Origin of the sequence: Chitinophaga solisilvae (genome assembly GCF_009928525.1) — a bacterium.
Taxonomy (GTDB): domain Bacteria; phylum Bacteroidota; class Bacteroidia; order Chitinophagales; family Chitinophagaceae; genus Chitinophaga; species Chitinophaga solisilvae.
In genome coordinates this window covers 1-19,821 of record NZ_JAABOK010000010.1, presented here as the reverse complement: position 1 = coordinate 19,821, position 19,821 = coordinate 1, and the positions used below count along the sequence as shown (strand labels likewise).

Below are 19,821 nucleotides of genomic sequence, written 5' to 3'. Positions count from 1 at the left end.
TAAAGAATGGATCGGGGTGTGACTATGAGATACGCTGATCTGATTCCCTTAACCACAGCACATTTTCTATTTCTGTTCCTATAGATTCTATATCAGGATTATTCAGGAATTCAGCCAGATCTGTGGCTATATCGAAATGCTCGTGTATTTTCATCATCACTCTCATGGCGGAGATACTATGCCCGCCCAGCTCAAAGAAGTTATCCTTTACGCTGATCTTGTCTTTATCTATTCCCAACACTTCGCTCCATATCATCACCAGTTTTTCTTCTACTTCATTTCTGCCCGCAACAAAATCCACCTGCCGGCTATCATCATGCAGATCCGGTACAGGCAAGGCTTTCCGATCTACCTTTCCATTGAGGGTGATCGGTAATTTTTCCAGCTGCACGAAACGGGCAGGTATCATGAATGCCGGCAGTTTGCGCGACATCCAACTGCGGAGCGCAGGAATATCTATTGCGACGCCGCCGGTGATATAGGCGATAAGGCTTTCATTATTTACCGGCAGTATCAGCGCAGTATCAACAGACTCATGCAGCATCAGTACCCGTTCTATTTCTCCCGGTTCTATTCTGAATCCCCTGATTTTTACCTGTTCATCTTTTCTGCCCAGGAAGACGATACTGCCATCGGGTAAGCGGTATCCCAGGTCGCCTGTTTTATAGATGCGCTCACCGGGAATGAACGGATCGGGAATGAATTTCTCTGCGGTCAGCAGCGGATCTCCCAGGTATCCTTTAGCCAGCCCGTGCCCGCCGATACATATTTCACCTCTCACGCCGGCGGGCGTCAGCTGCAGGTGATTATCCAGTATGTATACGTAGTTATGGCCAAACGGGCGACCCAGCGCAATTCTTCCTGCCGCAGCCGGATCAATATGCTGTACCAGTTTACCGATTGTTGTTTCCGTAGGGCCGTAGTGGTTATATATACTGCAGGTAGCGCCTTCTGCGGCTAAGAGCTGCACCAGTTCAGCAGATAACTGCTCACCGCCGAGGATCAGGCATTTACGGGGCGCAAACAGTTTTCCTTTTCTTTGCAGGGAAGCATAATGCGAAGGCACAATTTTTATACAGTCCAGGTTCGCGCTGATCAGTTTTTCAGGGCTCATCACATCCGTCACAGAAAATACATGCAGGCAACCACCGATCAGCAAGGAAGTGTAAATAATCGTATTTCCCAGGTCTGCCGCAATGGTGGACATCAAGCCGAAATGCTCACAGGATTCAATATTGGTGCGGCTTCTGATGCCGTAAGAATAATCCACCAGTGAGCGATGCGTAATCATCACCCCTTTGGGCGTACCGGTAGAACCGGAAGTATAAATCACATAGGCCAGGTTATCCGGCGTTGCCGCTGTAACAGGATTACTGTCAGGATAGCCGGACTGCAGCAGCGAGAAACGTTCCAGCTCATTATCATCCAGCAGTGCCTTGCAATGGCTTTCCCGGATCATGTAGGCAGTGCGTTCCTGCGGGTAATCGGTATCTATTGGTACATAGGCTGCTCCTGCCTTTAATACCGCCAGTATGGCGACAATCATTTTCTCACTGCGCCGGAGGCTGACAGCCACCAGGTCGTCGGGGCGCAGCTGGTATTGTTCCAGCAGGAAATGCGCCAGCCGGTTTGCCTGGCTGTTCAGTTCCCCGTAGGTCAGCGATACTTCATTAAATGCCAGCGCTTTTCGTGCAGGCGTACGCGTTACCTGTTCTGTAAACAGCGCTGTAATCGTTTTATCAGCCGGGTATGGCAGTTGCGTGGTTGCCGGTAACGGCAGCAATTGCTGCTGCTCTGTCGTATTCAGGTAGCCGATATGATGCAGCGGCGTGGAAGGTGCGGTAATAGCAGCTTCCAGCAGTTGTTCCAGATGGCGTAACATGGTTACGGCAGTATCTTCATAAAAAATATCAGTGTTGTAGGTAAGATCTGCTGTTATCTCTTCCCCTGCCGGCGTGAAACTGAAAGCGAGGTCGAATCTGCTGGTAAGATTCCTGCCTTCTTCATGCGCATGTACGGCTACTTTTCCCAGCCTGCGGGTATGGCTGTCGGCTGCTTCATCCTGCAGCATTACCATCACATCGAAGAGCGGGTTACGGCTCATATCGCGCTGCAGTTTCAGTTGTTCTATCAGCTCATCAAAAGGATACTGCTGATGTGCGTACGCATCCGTGGTCAGGCGGCGCACCGCTGCCAGCAGCGAGGCGAAGCTGTCGTCTCCGCTGAAGCGTGCACGCAGCGCAATGGTATTGACATAAAACCCGATCTGCTGTTCCAGGTCAATATGTTCACGGCCGGCAACGGGGCTGCCGGTGATGATATCTTCCTGGCCGGTATAACGGTACAACAAGGCATATACGCCGGTGAGCAACCCCATAAACAAGGTAGCGCCTTCCTGGCGGATCAATGCCTGTAATCCGCTGCTGATACGGGCATTCAGGCGGCGGCTGACACGGTTGCCCGCATAGGTTTTCACCGGCGGACGTGGTTGATCACCGGGCAGGTTCAGCAGGGGTAACTCACCGGAGAACTGCTGCATCCAGTAGGCACGGTAGTGCTTCAGCTGTTCGCCTTCCAGCTGGCGGCGCTGCCATGCAGCGTAATCCCTGTACTGTATACGCAGCGGTGTCAATGGCTGTCCGCCGTTATAATAGTGCAGCAATTCACGTATCAGCACATTCATCGACCAGCCGTCGCTGATGATGTGGTGCATCACATAGCAGAAAATCCATTTATCAGCAGCCACCCTGTACAATGTTACCCGCAGCAGCGGGCCTTCGGAGAGATCGAATGGCCGCGCAAATTCCTGCTGTAACTGTGCGTATGTGTCAGCGGGATGCTCCCGCATATCTGTCTGTTGCAGCGTACATGGCGCTGGCGGCAGTATTACCTGCAATACCTTACCGGGAACATCTTCCCGGAAAACAGTGCGCAGCGCTTCATGTCTTCCGGCTACGGCAGTCAGGCTTTCTTCCAGTGCTGCAATATCCAGCGCGCCTTCAAACACATAGGCGCCGGGCACATTATAGGCGGCATTGGCACGATCCAGGCGGTACAGTATCCACAGCCGGTGCTGGGAAGAAGACAGCTCATATCCTTCCTGTGCAGCTACTGCAGGGATCTCGGCAAAAGTGCTTTTAGCGCTGCTTTCCAGCAGCTGCGCCTGATCTTCCAGCAGCGGGCGGATAAAAAAGTCTTTCATACTGAACTTCACCTGCAATTCCCTGTATACCTGGCTGATGACGCGGGAAGCCTTGATGCTGTCGCCTCCCAGCTCAAAGAAGTTGTCCTTCACACTTATTTTTTCTTTTCCCAGTACATGACTCCAGATAAGCGCCAGCCGCTCTTCCGTGGCATAACGGGGAGGAATATACGTTGTGCCGGTACTCATGGCGTGTTCTTCCGGAGACGGCAGCGCCCGGCGGTCCACCTTACCGTTGCTGGTAAGCGGTAATGCCGGCAGTTGTATATAATGCGCGGGCATCATGTATGCCGGCAGTATTCCATTGAGATAATTTACCACGGCGGAAACATGCAGCGTTTCATCGCTGACGATCCATGCGGCCAGCTCTTTTGCACCGGCGGCAGTTGTGTGTACATCTACAGCTGCACTGCTGACACCAGGATACCCGAGCAGCGCCGCTTCTATTTCGCCTGTTTCCACGCGGAAGCCACGGATCTTCACCTGGGTGTCTTTGCGGCCAACAAATACGATGACGCCATCAGGCTGCCAGCGGCCAATATCACCGGTGCGGTAAAGACGCTCACCGCTTCTGAAGGGATGCGGTATAAACTTCAAGGCTGTCAGCTCCGGCTGGTGCAGGTATCCGCGTGCGAGGCCGTCGCCGCTGAGGCATATCTCGCCGGCAACACCTATGCCGCAGGGCTGCAGGTGGCGATCAAGGATATAGACGTTATCATTGTTTACAGGGCGGCCTATCGGTAGCACATCTGCATCAGCAGTAATTGTATGTGTCAGGGAGAAAGTGGTATTCTCCGTAGGTCCGTAACCGTTAATAAGCCTCAGTGCAGGATAGCGACTGCGCAGACGGCTGATGTGTGCCGGCGATACTTTATCGCCTCCTGTAATAATGGTACGCAGTCCGGCAAATACCTCCGGATGTTTGTCTGTCAGTTCATGCAGCCAGCCGCTTGTAAACCACATCGCATTCACCTGCTTAGCTGCAATTTCCTTACCCAGCAAAACAGGGTCCAGCAGGGTATCGCGGCTGCACATGACCAGTGTACCGCCCCTGAGCAGCGTTCCCCAGTATTCGAAGGTGGTGGCGTCAAACGACATGGAGCCGGTTGACAATAATGTTTCCTCTCCGGTAAGCGGGAAGAAACTGCCGGGGATCACCAGGCGCAGCACATTACGGTGCGTGATGATGACTCCTTTGGGCTGGCCCGTGGAACCGGAAGTATACATGATATAGGCCGTATCTTCTGCCTGGATGATCGCTGCAGGATTCGCTGCATTGCAGGTATGCTTTTCCGTTTCAAAAACAGCAAAGGCATCTTCATCTATAGTCGCCTTACAGGCGCAGTCAGCCAGCATGAATGTGATACGGGCGGCCGGATAATCCGGATCTACCGGCACATATGCAGCACCCGCCTTGAGAATGCCCAGGATGGCAATGATTACTTTTTCTGACCGGCCCAGCATCACGGCGACATTATCGCCGGCACGAACCCCGCATTGATGATGCAGGTAATCCGCCAGCCGGTTGGCTTCCATGTTCAGGGCATCATAGGCAAGATATGTTTCTTCGTAAACCAGCGCAGTTTTCTCCGGTGTAAGCGTTACCTGTTGCTCAAATTCAGCTATGATATTGCTGTTGCGCGGATAGCTGACAGCCGTATCGTTAAACGCTTTCAGTACGGTATGCCGCTCTTCATCTCCCAGGTAATCCAGATGGCTGACGGCAGTTGACGGATCTGCGGCAGCGGAGGTCATCAGCTGTTCGAGGTGTGCCAGCATACCTGCCGCCATCGCTTCCGTATACAGCTCCCGGGTATAGGTGATGGTAGCATATATATCTTCTCCTGATTCATTAAAAGTAAACTGCAGATCAAACTTACTGCTGACAGCCCTGTTGGCGTGATAAGGTTGCAACTCCAGCCCGGCGGTTTCCTGATTCCAGATATGCCGGTTGTCCTGTTGCAGGGACAGCGCCACATCGAACAGCGGGTTGCGGCTCAGGTCACGTTGCAGCTGCAGCTCTTCTACCAGTTCATCAAAAGGATACTGCTGGAACGTATAGGCGTTGAGGGTATGGCGGCGGATATCGGAGAGCAGCTGCAGGAAGCTGTCATCACCGGAAAACTGTGTGCGCAACGCCAGCGTATTTACATAGAAACCAATCTGGCCTTCCAGGTCGGCATGTTCCCTTCCGGATACCGGTGAACCGACAATGATATCTTCCTGCCCGGTATACCGGTATAACAGTGCATTCAGCGCGGAGAGCAGCCCCATAAACAGCGTGGCATCCTGTTCCTGCAGCAGTTGCCTGAACTGCCGGCATAACGGGCCGTTTAATTTACGGCTTACTTCTCCGCCTTCGTAGGTTTTAACAGCCGGGCGCGCCTTGTCTGTCAGCAGTTCCAGCACCGGCAGTTCACCGGCCAAACGTTCCAGCCAGTATTGACGGGCAGCATCCGGTGCATCGCTGTTCAGCTGTTCCTGCTGCCATACGGCGTAATCCTTGTATTGTATACGCAGCGGCTGCAGGTCTTCTGTTCCTTTATACAGCTGCAATAGTTCCCGCATCAATACTTCGCCGGAAACGCCATCGCTGATAATGTGGTGCATGACATAGCTGAACACCCAGGTATCGGCGGTCAGCTGGTATAAGGCCGCAGACAGCAGCGGCCCCTGTGTCAGATCAAAAGTATGCGCAGCATCTTTTTCCAGCAGGTCCGGCAGCAGCGAGTCGCTGTTACGCAGATCAAAGCAGGATAAGGCAAAGTTATTCTCTGCCTGAATATATTGTCTGACATCTCCCTGTTCATTTTCCCGGAATACGGTACGCATAATTTCATGCCGGTCTACCAGGGAGCGGATGCTGTTCTCCAGCTTTTCCTTATTCAGCGGGCCTTTAAAGAGATATGCCCCTGGTACGTTGTAGGCGGCATTACCGGCTTCGAACTGACTGAGCAGCCACAGGCGGTGCTGTGAGGAAGAGAGTACATAACTATCCTGCGGCGCTGCCGGCGGGATATGTGCGAAAGCTGTTTCATCCGCTTCGTTTAACAATAACGCCTGCTGTTCCAGTATCGGATTCGAGAAAATATCTTTCAGCAATACTTTCACCCCGAAATCGCGGTGCACCAGGTTAATAAGCCGGATAGCCCGCAGGCTGTGGCCGCCGGACATAAAGAAGTTACTGCCGGCGCCGATCTTTTCTTCTGCTATTTCCAGCACTTCACTCCAGATGGCTGCCAGCCTGCTTTCCGTAGGGTTGCGCGGAGCAATGAATACATCTGCGGCTATTACAGCATCACCCGGCGGAGGCAGCAGTTTTCTGTCCACCTTACCGTTATCATTCAGCGGCAGTTCATCCAGGAAGATGAAATAAGCGGGTATCATATAGGGCGGAAGAGCATGTTCCAGCCATACTCTGATGATGCCCGGCGTTACAGGGATTTCGGTCACGAGATATGCTGCCAGTTGTTTATCGCCGGCAGGCGTGGTATACACCGTTACTACGGCAGCGGTAATATCGGGATGAGATTCCAGCACGTGTGCGATCTCTCCTGTTTCCACGCGGAAGCCGCGGATCTTTACCTGATCATCCTTGCGGCCCAGGAACAGGATGGCGCCATCTTCGCGGCGGCGGCCCAGATCGCCGGTACGGTACATACGTTCGCCCGGATAAAAAGGATCGGGAACAAATTTCTCTGCAGTCAGTTCCGGCTGATGCAGGTATCCGCGAGCAAGGCCATCGCCGGCCACACAGATTTCACCGGTCACGCCGGCGCCGCACAGTTGTCCGTCGCGGTCAATGATATAGGCGCGGCTGTTATACAGCGGAACACCAATGGGAATAATATCTGTCTGCGTTCCGATGTTCCAGGTCAGGGAGAAGGTAGTGTTCTCCGTAGGTCCGTAACCGTTAACAATGCGAAGCTCCGGATACAGTTCCCGCAGCCGCCCGATGTGTACGGGCGACAACTGATCGCCGCCGGCGATTACAGTGCGTAGTCCGCGGAACAGCTCCGGACTTTTATCAATCAGTTCATGCAGCCATCCGGCGGTGAACCACATCGTATCAACTTTCCTTTGTATTATTTCGTTACCGAGCAAAGCCGGGTCCAGCAGGGTATCCCGGCTGCATAACACCAGACTGCCGCCGGTGAGTAACATGCTCCAGTATTCGAAAGTGGTAGCATCGAAAGAGAGGGAACCCGTTACCAGCAGCGTTTCTTCGCCACTCAACGGCACATAGCTGCACGGAAGCACGAGACGCAGTACGCTGCGTTGCGCTATCAGCACCCCTTTCGGCTGACCGGTAGAACCGGAGGTATACATTACATAGGCCAGGTCTGCGGCCGATGCCCCTGCCACCAGCGGCACTGCGGGTGGCTGTACCAGTCCTTCGAGCTGTATATCCATAGCGAAGACTGTTCCTTCATAGTAATGCAGTTCAAAGAGGTAACCGCTCTGTGTCAGCAGCACCCTGGTGGCAGTATCCTTCAGGATGAAGGATTTGCGGACTTCCGGGTAGGAAGGATCTACAGGCACGTAAGCGCCGCCTGCCTTCAGGATACCGAGTATCGCTATCAGCAGTTCCGCGGAACGATCCACCATCACACCTACCAGTTCATCACGCTGCAAGCCGCATTCGGTCAGCAGATAATGGGCTACCCGGTCAGAAATCTCATCCAGCTGCTGATAGGTATATACTTCATCTCCGGCATATAATGCAGGCTTACCAGGCGTACGTTGCACCTGCTCCCTGAAAACAGCGGCAATCGTTTTATCCGACGGATAAGGTTGCAGTGTATCGTTGAAGGTATGCAGCAACTGGTTTCTTTCTGCCGCACTGATATATTCCAGCTGGTACAACGGGAGTGCGGGAGCAGCGGTTACAGACTGCAGCAGTTGTTCAAAATGTGCTAACAGCTGTATGGCCGTGCTGTGGAGATAAATATCACTGTTATACACAAGATCTATACAGATTGTACCTGCTGATTCTATGAAGTTAAAAGCCAGATCGAATTTACTCACTTCATTGTGCAGCCCTGTATAGCCGCTGATATGCAGCAGATCGTCTGCCGCCGACAACGGTTCCATATTCTGCAATACTACGGACACATCGAACAGCGGATGACGGCCCGGATCATGTTGCAAAGGCAATTCATCCACCAGCTGATCAAAAGGATACAGCTGATGTGCGTAGGCGTCCAGTGTCTGACGACGTACCGCAGACAACAGTTCCAGGAAGCTGTCTGCCCCTCTGAACTGCAGCCGCAGCGCCAGCGTGTTCAGGTAATTTCCTATCTGTGGCTGCAGGTCTATATGTTCACGGCCGGCAATCTGGCTGCCGGTGATGATATCTTCCTGGCCGGTATAACGGTATAGGAGTGTATTGACAGCTGCCAGCAATCCCATGAACAGGGTGGCATCGTGTTGCTGCAGCAGCTGCTTCAGGTTGCTGGTCAGGGCTGCCGGCAGCCAGCGGGTGATGGTACCGCCGGCATAACTCTTTACTGCAGGGCGGGGTTTATCCGCAGGCAGTAACAGTACCGGTAATTCACCACTGAGCTGTTCCAGCCAATAGTTGCGGTGAGATACCAGCGTGTTGTCCGACAGCTGTTGCTGCTCCCAGGCCGCATAGTCGCGGTACTGCAGGCGCAACGGCAACAAAGCCGCCTTACCCTGGTAGAGCTGCAGCCATTCCCGCATCATGATGACCATCGACACTCCGTCGCTGATGATATGATGCATCACCAGGCTGAGCACCCAGCGCTGATCCTCCAGCCGGTATAATACAGCGCGCAGCAGCGGGCCGTTATACAGATCGAATGGCTGATGAAAATCCTGCAGCAGGAATTCTTCCAGCGCGGATGCATTATTTCGTATATCCGTTATAGTTACATTAACATTATCTGCCGGTTGTATGAACTGCCTTAGTTCTCCTGCTTCATTTTCCCGGAAAACCGTGCGCAGGATCTCATGACGCGCAATCAGCCGCCGGAAGCTATCTTCCAGCAGAGAGACATCCAGCAAACCTTCAAACACATAGGCAAACGGAACGTTATAGGCCACGCTGCCGCCGTCCAGCTGGCTCAGTACCCAGAGGCGACGCTGCGCGGAAGACAGTACATAGCTGTCCTGCTCCGGCGTCACCGGAATATGTATAAACTCCGCGTGGCCGAGAGAAGTAATCAGCTGCGCCAGCGATTCCAGTTCAGGATGTGCGAAGATATCCTTCAGGGCTACTTTCACTTCAAAGTGCTGGTACAGCGTACTAACCAGGCGGATAGCCCGCAGGCTATGCCCGCCGAGATCAAAGAAGTTATCCCTGATACCGATACTTTTTTCTTGCAGGGAAAGTATTTCGCTCCAGATGGCAGCGAGTTGACGTTCTACTGCATTTCTGGGAGCTTCATAGGCCGCAGCGCTGTGCGTCACCATATCTTCCGGCAAGGGCAACCGTTTCCTGTCCACCTTTCCGTTGGCATTCAGCGGCAGTGATTCCAGTTGTGTATAATACAGTGGCACCATGTAGGCAGGTAATGATCCAGACAGAAATTCCGGCAATGTGCCCGGCTGCAGATTACTGTTGCCTACGACATAGGCTGCCAGCTGCTTATCGCCAGATGGCATGGTATGAACGGTCACTACTGCTGCAGTAATATCGGGATGCGTTTCCAGCACATGCGTAATCTCACCGGTTTCCACCCGGAAGCCGCGGATCTTTACCTGATCGTCTCTGCGGCCGATGAACAGGACAGCGCCATCAGCGCGCCAGCGGCCGATATCGCCGGTACGGTACATGCGTTCGCTCGGATAAAACGGATCTGGTACAAATTTCTCCGCCGTCAGCTCCGGCTGATGCAGATATCCGCGTGCAATACCGTCTCCGGCCACACAGATTTCTCCGGCCACACCAGTACCGCATAGCTGTCCGTACTGGTCTACGATATAAATGCGGCTATTGTATATCGGGTATCCGATCGGAATATTTTCTTCTACCACCTCTATAGGATGAACAGTAGAGAAAGTAGTATTCTCCGTAGGTCCGTAAGCGTTACCGATATGCAGATCCGGATAGTAGGTGAACAGGCGGGCTATACGTGCCGGCGATAGTATTTCTCCACCGGTGATGATGGCTTTCAGGCCGGCGAATACTTCCGGATTTTTATCAGTCAGCTCATGCAGCCAGCCGGTGGTGATCCAGAGGGTATCTACCTGCTTGTCAGTAATTTCTTTACCCATCAGCACGGGATCCAGCAGGGTATCGCGGCTGCAGAGCACCAGGCGGCCACCTGTCAGCAACATACTCCAGTATTCAAAGGTGGTAGCGTCGAATGATAAGGCGCCTGTCAGCAGCAGGGTTTCATTACCTGTCAGCGTTACATAGCTGCAGGGCAGCACCAGTCGCAGTACGCTGCGTTGCTCTATCAGCACGCCTTTCGGCTGACCGGTAGACCCTGAAGTGTACATCACATAAGCCAGGTCATCTGCAGCAGCATCTGCCACCACTGGTTTTTCCGGTGGTGTTGCCAGGCCATCCAGTTGTATATCCATCGCGAAGATGGTGCCTTCAAAATAGCTCAGTTCAAAAAGATAATCGCTCTGCGTCAGCAGTACCCTGGCGCCTGTATCTTTCAGGATAAATGATTTACGGGATTCCGGGAAGGAAGGATCCAGCGGAGCGTAGGCGCCACCGGATTTCAGCACTCCCAGGATGGCAATTATCAGCGCGGGAGAGCGCTCCGTCAAAATACCTACCAGCTCGTTACGCTGGATGCCGCATTCATTTTTCAGGTAATACGCCAGCCGGTCAGAAGCCTCATCCAGCTCCCGGTAGCTGCAGCTGGTATCACCATATAAGAGCGCTGTTTTATCAGGTGTCAGCGCTGCCTGCTGCCGGAATATTGCTGCTATTGTTTTATCTGACGGGTAAGGACGTTTGGTATCATTCAGTTCCAGCAGCAACCGGTTTCTTTCCGCCACTGTAATATATTCCAGTTGGTACAAGGGTAATGCAGGCGTTGCTGTAACAGATAACAGCAGTTGTTCCAGATGCTCCAGCAATTGTACGGCAGTACTTTGCAGATAGATATCACTGTTGTAGACAAGGTCTGCGCGCAGCATACCACCGGACTCCGTGAAGTTGAAGGCGAGATCAAATTTGCTGATTTCATCCTGCAACCCTTCATAACCGGATATGCGTAAAGCGCCTTCCGTTGCCTGCAGGGCGTCCATATTCTGTAATACCACAGAGACGTCGAACAGCGGGTGGCGGCTCAGGTCATGTTGTAAAGACAATTCTTCCACCAGCTGATCGAAAGGATACAGCTGATGCGAATACGCGTCCAGTGTCTGACGACGTACAGCAGACAGCAGTTCCAGGAAACTGCCTGTTCCCTGGAAACGCAGGCGCAGCGCCAGTGTATTCAGGTAGTTGCCAATCTGTGGCTGCAGGTCTATATGCTCACGTCCGGCAATCTGGCTGCCGGTGATAATATCTTCCTGGCCGGTATACCGGTATAACAAGGTATTGACGGCAGCCAGCAATCCCATAAACAGCGTAGCATCCTGTTGCAGCAGCAGCTGTTGCAGCTGACCGGTAAGGTCCGCGGAAATCCAGCGGGTAACAGTTCCGCCGGCATAGCTCTTCATAGCGGGACGGGATTTATCCGTTTCCAGTAACAGCACCGGCAGATCGCCGCTGAGCTGCGACAGCCAGTAATCCCGGTGATGCGCCAGCTGTCCGCCAGCCAGCTGCTGCTGTTCCCAGGCGGCATAGTCGCGGTACTGCAGGCGTAAAGGCAACAACGAGGCGCCCCGGTACAGCTGCAGCCATTCCTGCATCAGGATCACCACCGACACACCGTCGCTGATAATATGGTGCATCACCACACTGAGCACCCAGCGGTTGTCAGCTACCTGATACAATGCTGCGCGCAGCAGCGGACCGCTGCTGAGATCAAAGGGTGTCTGAAAATCAGCCTCCAGCTGTTCATTCAGCACAGCAGTATTTTCACGTATATCCGTTATTGTTATATCAGATTCCGGAGATGGCAGGATAAACTGCCGCAGTCCGCCTTCCCCATCTTCCCGGAAAACGGTACGCAGTATTTCATGACGGGCAGCCAGGCTGCGGAAACTTTCTTCCAGCGCTGTTACATCCAGCGGCCCTTCGAAAACGTAGGCAGCAGGGACATTATAGGCAACGCTGCCACCATCCAGCTGACTCAGCACCCACAGGCGGCGTTGCGCAGAGGATAATACGTAGCTGTCCTGCTCCGGCACTACCGGAATATGTGCAAACGCTGTATGGCCCAGGGAAGCAATCAGCTGTGCCTGGGATTCCAGTACCGGGTTTGTAAAAATATCATGGAGGGAAACCTTCACTTCAAAATGCCGGGATATCCGGGCGGCCAGCCGGTTCGCCTTAATGCTGTGACCACCGAGCAGGAAAAAGTTATCCGTGATACTGATACCTTCTTCTGCCATGCCCAGCACCTGGCTCCAGATACTTACCAATCCGGCTTCTGTGGCATTACGCGCACTGACGTGCACCGTTTTCACAGAAAGCAGCAGCCCTTCCGGAGCGGGTAAGGCACGGCGGTCCGTTTTCCCGCTGGATGTCAGCGGAAATGCATCCAGCTGTACATAATGCGCCGGTATCATATACGATGGCAGCTTACGGGCCATCCAGCTACGTATATCCGTTACATGCAGGGGTTCTGCGGCTGTCAGATAAGCGATCAGCGTGTGATCTCCATCCTGGCCCGCATGTGCTGTAACTGCCACGGCGCTGATACCGGGATACTGCTGCAACACATGTTCTATCTCGCCCGGCTCTATACGGTAACCACGCACCTTCACCTGGTAGTCTTTACGGCCGGTAAATACAATATTCCCATCTGCCCGCCAGTAGCCTGTATCGCCGGTACGGTAAATGCGTTCGCCGGTGATAAAGGGATCTTCCGTAAACTTCTCTGCGGTCAGCTCCGGACGGTTCAGGTAGCCCTTCGCCAGTCCTATACCGCCTATACAGATTTCGCCGTTCACGCCGGGAGGCAGCAACTCATTGCGGCGGCCCAGTACATACATGCGCGTATTCCAGATAGGGCGGCCAATAGGAATCAGCGCATCACCCTTAAGCGGACTGTAACAGGTAACATCTATGGATGCCTCCGTAGGGCCGTACAGGTTATGCAGCGGAATAGAGAACCGCTCATACCAACGGTCAACAGTACCGGCCGTTAACGCTTCCCCGCTGCACATCACCTTGTTCAGACTGCTGAGCAGCCCCGGAGTAAAAGTATATTCGAGAAAACTATTCAGCATGGAAGGCACAAAATGCAGGCAGGTAACACCGGTGGCATCTATCAGTGAGGCCAGGTGTTCCGGCGATGCTATATGTTCCCGCGGGCACAGTACTTCCGTGGCGCCGAAGCACAAAGGAAGAAACAGCTCCCATACCGACACATCGAAAGTAAAAGTTGTTTTCTGCAGGATAACATCTTCCCTGGTAAAAGCGTAGTGTTCCCACATCCAGTACAGGCGGTTCACAACGCCCTGATGCGACAGCATACAACCCTTGGGAAGCCCTGTAGATCCTGAGGTGTAGAGTACATACATCAGGTCCTGCGGATGTACCTGTGTTTGCAACGCCTCATCGCTGTAATCCTGCAATGTGGACTGGATGGTTTCCAGCAGTGCGGCGTTGATGGACACTTTACAGCCGCTATCTGTACGCAGGTAATCGATGCGGTCCGCCGGATACTGCGGATCTACCGGCACATAAGCGCCGCCGGACTTTAATATTCCCAGCAGGCAGATCACCTGCCAGTCGCTGCGCTCCAGCTCCACGCCTACCAGGTCATTGGCAGCGATGTGATAATGTTGCTGCAGATAGTGTGCTACGCGGTTCGAGAGTTTGTCCAGCTGCTGATAGCTCAGCGCTGTTTCGCCCCATACCAGCGCAGTGCGCGCGCCGTTATGTAATGCCTGTTCCCGGAACAGGTCAATGATTGTTTTATCGGATGGATAAACGTGTGCGGTGTCATTGAACTGATGCAGCAGCTGCTGCCGTTCTGTATCGCTCAGATAGTCCAGTTCGGCCACCGCTACCGACGGCCGGGTAGTAAGGGCATAGAGCAGCTGCTCCAGGTGCGCCAGCAGGCGGCGTATGGTGGCAGTGTTAAAAATATCACTGTTATAGGTAACGCTCACGGCTATACTGTCAGACGTTTCCGTGAAGTCGAACTGCAGATCAAACTTGCAGGCCACTTCCGTCGCATCCTGATGCCGGGAGATGTGCAGTCCGCCGCTGTGCCATGCATCCTGGTGCTCAGCTTCATTATGCAGCACCACAAACACGTCAAACAGCGGATGCCGGCTCATATCCCTGGCCAGCGGAAGTTCATCTATCAATGCATCAAACGGGTACGCCTGGTGCACATAAGCGTTCAGGGTATGTGAGCGGACGGCAGACAATAACTGCGTAAAATTGTTATCCCCGCTGAAAGGGCTGCGCAGCGCCAGCGTATTCACATAAAAACCGATCTGGTCTTCCAGGTCTATATGTTCGCGGCCGGCTACCGGCGTACCGATGATAATATCTTCCTGGCCGGTGTAGCGGTACAGCAGTACCTGTACAGCTCCCAGCAAGCCCATAAACAGGGTAGCATCCTGTTCCCTGGTCAGCTGACGCAGGCTATGGCTGAGCGCTGCCGGCAACTGTGCGGAGACAATACCGCCGGCATAGCTTTTAACGGCAGGCCGTGGCTGGTCTGCCGGCAGTTCCAGTACCGGTAACGTTCCGGAGAAGACCTCCTGCCAGTAGGTGCGGTGAGCCGTCTGCCCCAGTTGTTGCTGCCGCTGCCAGGCCGCGTAATCCTTGTACTGGATGCGCAATGCCGGTAAGTTTACTTCCCTTCCGGCCACCAGTTCGTTATAGATCCCTAACAATTCGCGGATCAGTACTCCCAGCGACCAGCCATCGCTGATGATATGGTGCATCACGAAACTGAATATCCAGCGGCTGTCTGTTACCTGGTATAAGGAGGCTCGCAGCAGCGGACCTGCAGATAAATCAAATACATGGTTAAAGTCCCGGTTCAGGTACTCCCCGATCGCAGCTGCGTGTCGCCGTATATCGGTAACGGCTATATGAAAATTCGTTGCTGTCAGAATATACTGCGTGGCATCACCGTTTACATCTTCCCGGAAAACTGTGCGCAGTATTTCATGCCGTGCTATCAGCAGGCGGAAACTTTCTTCCAGCGCTGTTACATCAGGTGTGCCTTCAAACACATAAGCGCCGGGTATATTATAGGCAGTACCCCCTGAAGAAAACCTGCTCAGTATCCACAGCCGGTGCTGGGAAGAAGACAAGGCATAGCTGTCCTGCACCGGAACAGCCGGAATACTTTCTCCTGAAGCGGCGCCTGTACCTGTCTGCTCATTCTTCAGCAGAAAGCTGATCAGTTGCTGCTTATGTTCTTTTATGCGTTGTATCAGTTCTGCGCTTATACCAGTAGTACCGGCAAATACTTTCAGTTCCCCTTCCACTACTTCCAGCAGAATATTATTATCAGCTATATCCTTTAGTAATCTGTTCATATCGGAGTGGTTTGCCTGTTAAATATCAATCTGGATGAGAGATTCCTTATTCTTTGCCTGTTTGTTGCTGTTCTGTATAAATGCAATCTGTCCGGCCAGGTTCTCGATGGTAGGGTCTGCAAATACATTTTGTATATTAAACCTGATCTGGAAAGTGGCATTTATGCGGGAGATCAGTCTTACTGCTTTCAGGCTGTGTGCTCCCAGGTCAAAGAAGTTATCCTTCACACCAATTTTATCTTTTCCTATTCCCAGCACCTCGCTCCACAGCTCTACCAGCATGGTTTCCATTGGTGTTCGTGGTGCTATATACGTTGTAGCGCCCTGCATACCGGTTGTTTCCGGAAGCGGGAGCAGTTTCCTGTCTGTTTTCCCGCTGGATGTCAGCGGAAATACATCCAGCTGCAGGTAATGAGAGGGCACCATGTACGATGGTAGTTTTTCTGCCAGCCAGCTACGTATATCCGTTACATGCAGGGATGCTGCGGCTGTCATATAGGCAATCAGCGTATGATCACCATCCTGGCCTGCATGGGCTGTAACTGCCACGGCGCTGATACCGGGATACTGCTGCAACACATGTTCTATCTCGCCCGGCTCTATACGGTAACCACGCACCTTCACCTGGTAGTCTTTACGGCCGGTAAATACAATATTCCCATCCGCCCGCCAGTAGCCTGTATCGCCGGTACGGTAAATGCGTTCGCCGGTGATAAAGGGATCTGCTGTAAATTTCTCTGCGGTCAGCTCCGGACGGTTCAGGTAGCCCTGTGCCAGTCCTGCGCCGCCTATGCAGATTTCACCGTTCACACCGGGAGGCAGCAGCTCATTACGGCGGCCCAGTACATACATGCGCGTATTCCAGATAGGGCGGCCAATAGGGATCAGCGCATCGCCTTTAAGCGGACTGTAACAGGTAACGTCTATGGATGCCTCCGTAGGGCCGTACAGGTTATGTAGCGGAACAGAGAACCGTTCATACCAGCGGGCCACTGTACCAGCTGTCAGCGCCTCCCCGCTGCACATCACTTTATTCAGGCTTTTCAGCTGCGGATATTCCAGTGAATATTCGAGGAAACTGTTCAGCATGGAAGGCACGAAATGCAGGCAGGTAATGCCGGTAGCATCTATCAGTGAAGCCAGGTGTTCCGGCGATGCTATATGTTCCCGCGGGCACAGTACTTCCGTGGCGCCGAAGCACAAAGGAAGAAACAGCTCCCATACTGATACATCAAAGGTGAAAGTCGTTTTCTGCAGGATAACATCTTCCCCGGTAAAAGCGTAGTGTTCCCACATCCAGTACAGGCGGTTCACCACACCCCGATGCGACAGCATACAGCCCTTGGGAAGCCCCGTAGATCCTGAGGTGTAGAGTACATACATCAGGTCCTGCGGGCGTACCTGCGTTTGCAACGCCTCATCGCTGTAATCCTGCAACGTGGATTGTATGGTTTCCAGCAGAGAAGCGTTGATGGACACTTTACAGCCGCTGTCTGTACGCAGGTAATCAATGCGGTCTGCCGGATACTGCGGATCTACCGGCACATAAGCGCCGCCTGACTTTAATATTCCCAGCAGGCAGATCACCTGCCAGTCGCTGCGCTCCAGCTCCACGCCTACCAGGTCATTGGCAGCGATGTGATAATGTTGCTGCAGGTAGCGCGCTACGCGGTTCGAGAGTTTATCCAGCTGCTGATAGCTCAGTGCTGTTTCGCCCCATACCAGCGCAGTGCGCGCACCGTTATGTAATACCTGTTCCCCGAACAGGTCAATGATCGTTTTATCGGATGGATAAACGTGCGTTGTGTCGTTGAAATGATGCAATAGTTGCTGCCGCTCTGTATCGCTCAGGTAATCCAGCTCAGCCACCGCTACTGACGGATGCGTGGTAAGCGCAGACAACAGCTGTTCCAGATGTGTCAGCAGGCGCTGCACAGTGGGGGCGCCGAAAATATCTTTATTATAGGTAACGCTCACGGCTATACTGTCGGACGTTTCTGTGAAGTCGAACTGCAGATCAAACTTGCAGGAGAGCGCCGTATCCTCCTGATAGCGGGAGATGTGCAGTCCGCCGCTGTGCCATGCATCCTGGTAAACCGTTTCATTATGCAGCACCACGAATACGTCGAATAACGGATGCCGGCTCATATCCCTGTTCAACGGGAGTTCATCCACCAGGGTATCAAAGGGGTATGCCTGGTGAGCGTAAGCATTGAGGGTATGTGTGCGGACGGCCGACAACAACTCCATAAAGCTGTTATCGCCGCTGAAAGGACTGCGCAGGGCCAGCGTGTTCACATAAAAACCGATCTGGTCTTCCAGGTCTATATGTTCACGACCAGCTACCGGCGTACCAATGACAATATCTTCCTGACCAGTGTAGCGGTACAGCAATGCCTGCACGGTTCCCAGCAAGCCCATAAACAACGTGGCGTCCTGTTCCCTCGTCAGCTGACGCAGGCGATGGCTCAGCGCTGCCGGCAACTGTGCGGAGACAATACCGCCGGCATAGCTTTTAACGGCAGGGCGTGGCTGATCTGCAGGCAGTTCCAGCACCGGCAACGTTCCGGAGAAAACCTCCTGCCAGTAGGTGCGGTGAGTAGTCTGCTCCAGCTGCTGCCGCTGCCAGGCCGCATAATCCCTGTACTGGATGCGCAATGCCGGTAAGGTTACCGGCGTGCCGGATACCAGTTCGTTATATATCGCTAACAGCTCCCGGATCAGTATTCCCAGCGACCAGCCATCGCTGATGATATGGTGCATCACAAAACCGAATATCCAGCGGCTGTCTGCTACCTGGTATAAAGACGCCCGCAGTAACGGTCCGGCAGACAAATCGAATACATGGCTGAAGTCCCTGTTGAGCTGCTCATCTATACCGGCAGGCTCCTCCCGTATATCAGTAACGGCTATATGAAAATCAATATCCGCCAGTATATGCTGGCCGGTTTCTCCATCTGCACCTTCCCGGAAAACAGTACGCAGTATCTCATGACGCGCTATCAGCACGCGGAAACTTTCTTCCAGCGATCCCACATCGGGTGTGCCTTCAAACACATAAGCCCCGGGGATGTTGTAGGCGATATTGCCGGAAGAGAACTGACTCAGCACCCACAACCGGCGCTGGGAAGAAGACAGCGTATAGCTGTCCTGCACAGGTGTTGCCGGAATCGGAACAAAAGCCGCACGTACTGCTGCGGATAATAATGCAACCTGTTCTGAGAATACAGGATAGGAGAAAATATCTTTCAGCGGAATTTTAACTTCAAACGAACGGTACAACTGGCTGATGAGCCGTGTGGCTTTCAGGCTGTGGCCACCCAGTGCAAAGAAGTCGGACTGCAGGCCGATACGACCGGCATCAATGCCCAACACTTCGCTCCAGATGCCTGCCAGTTGGCGTTCCCGCGCCGTCGCCGGCGCTGTGAGAACCTGATCCTCCTCCAGGGAGATGCCGCCCGACTGCAACAGCTGACGGCGGTCCACCTTACCATTGCTGTTCAACGGAATATGATCCGTCTGAATAAACCGCTGCGGCAGCATATAGGACGGCAGGTGACTGCCGGTCCACTGGCGCAGCGCTGCAGCGCTGACCTCTGAACGGCATACCACATATGCCGCCAGTTCATGGATCCCTCCTACTTTATCCACCAGGATCACTGCGCTGCTGACTGCGGGATGTTGCTGCAGACAATGTACGATCTCAGCGGTTTCTATGCGGTAGCCACGGATCTTCACCTGTTCATCCAGGCGGCCCAGGTATTCCAGATCACCGCCGGGCAGCAATCGTACCTTATCGCCGGAGCGGTACAGCCGTTCGCCAGCGCGGAAAGGATTGGCGATAAAACGTTGCACCGTCAGCGCTGCACGGTTCAGGTAACCCCGGCATACGCCAGCGCCGCCTACGTACAGTTCTCCGGCCGCGCCGGCTGGCAGCAGCTGACCGTAACTGTCCAGCACATAGCTGTACAGCGTCGGAATGGTGCGCCCGATATTACTTGTACTGTAGG

2 protein-coding genes are annotated in these 19,821 nt (G+C 53.4%); both read right to left on the bottom strand.

The window, feature by feature from the left end:
- Window positions 1-22: 22 nt before the first annotated feature.
- Window positions 23-15,811, bottom strand: a complete 15,789-nt coding sequence (locus tag GWG06_RS20370; RefSeq protein ID WP_160715571.1) for a non-ribosomal peptide synthetase — start codon at window positions 15,809-15,811, stop codon at window positions 23-25.
- A gap of 18 nt (window positions 15,812-15,829) precedes the next feature.
- Window positions 15,830-19,821: non-ribosomal peptide synthetase (locus GWG06_RS20365; protein WP_160715569.1), on the bottom strand; the 3,992-nt coding region annotated here is incomplete at its 5' end.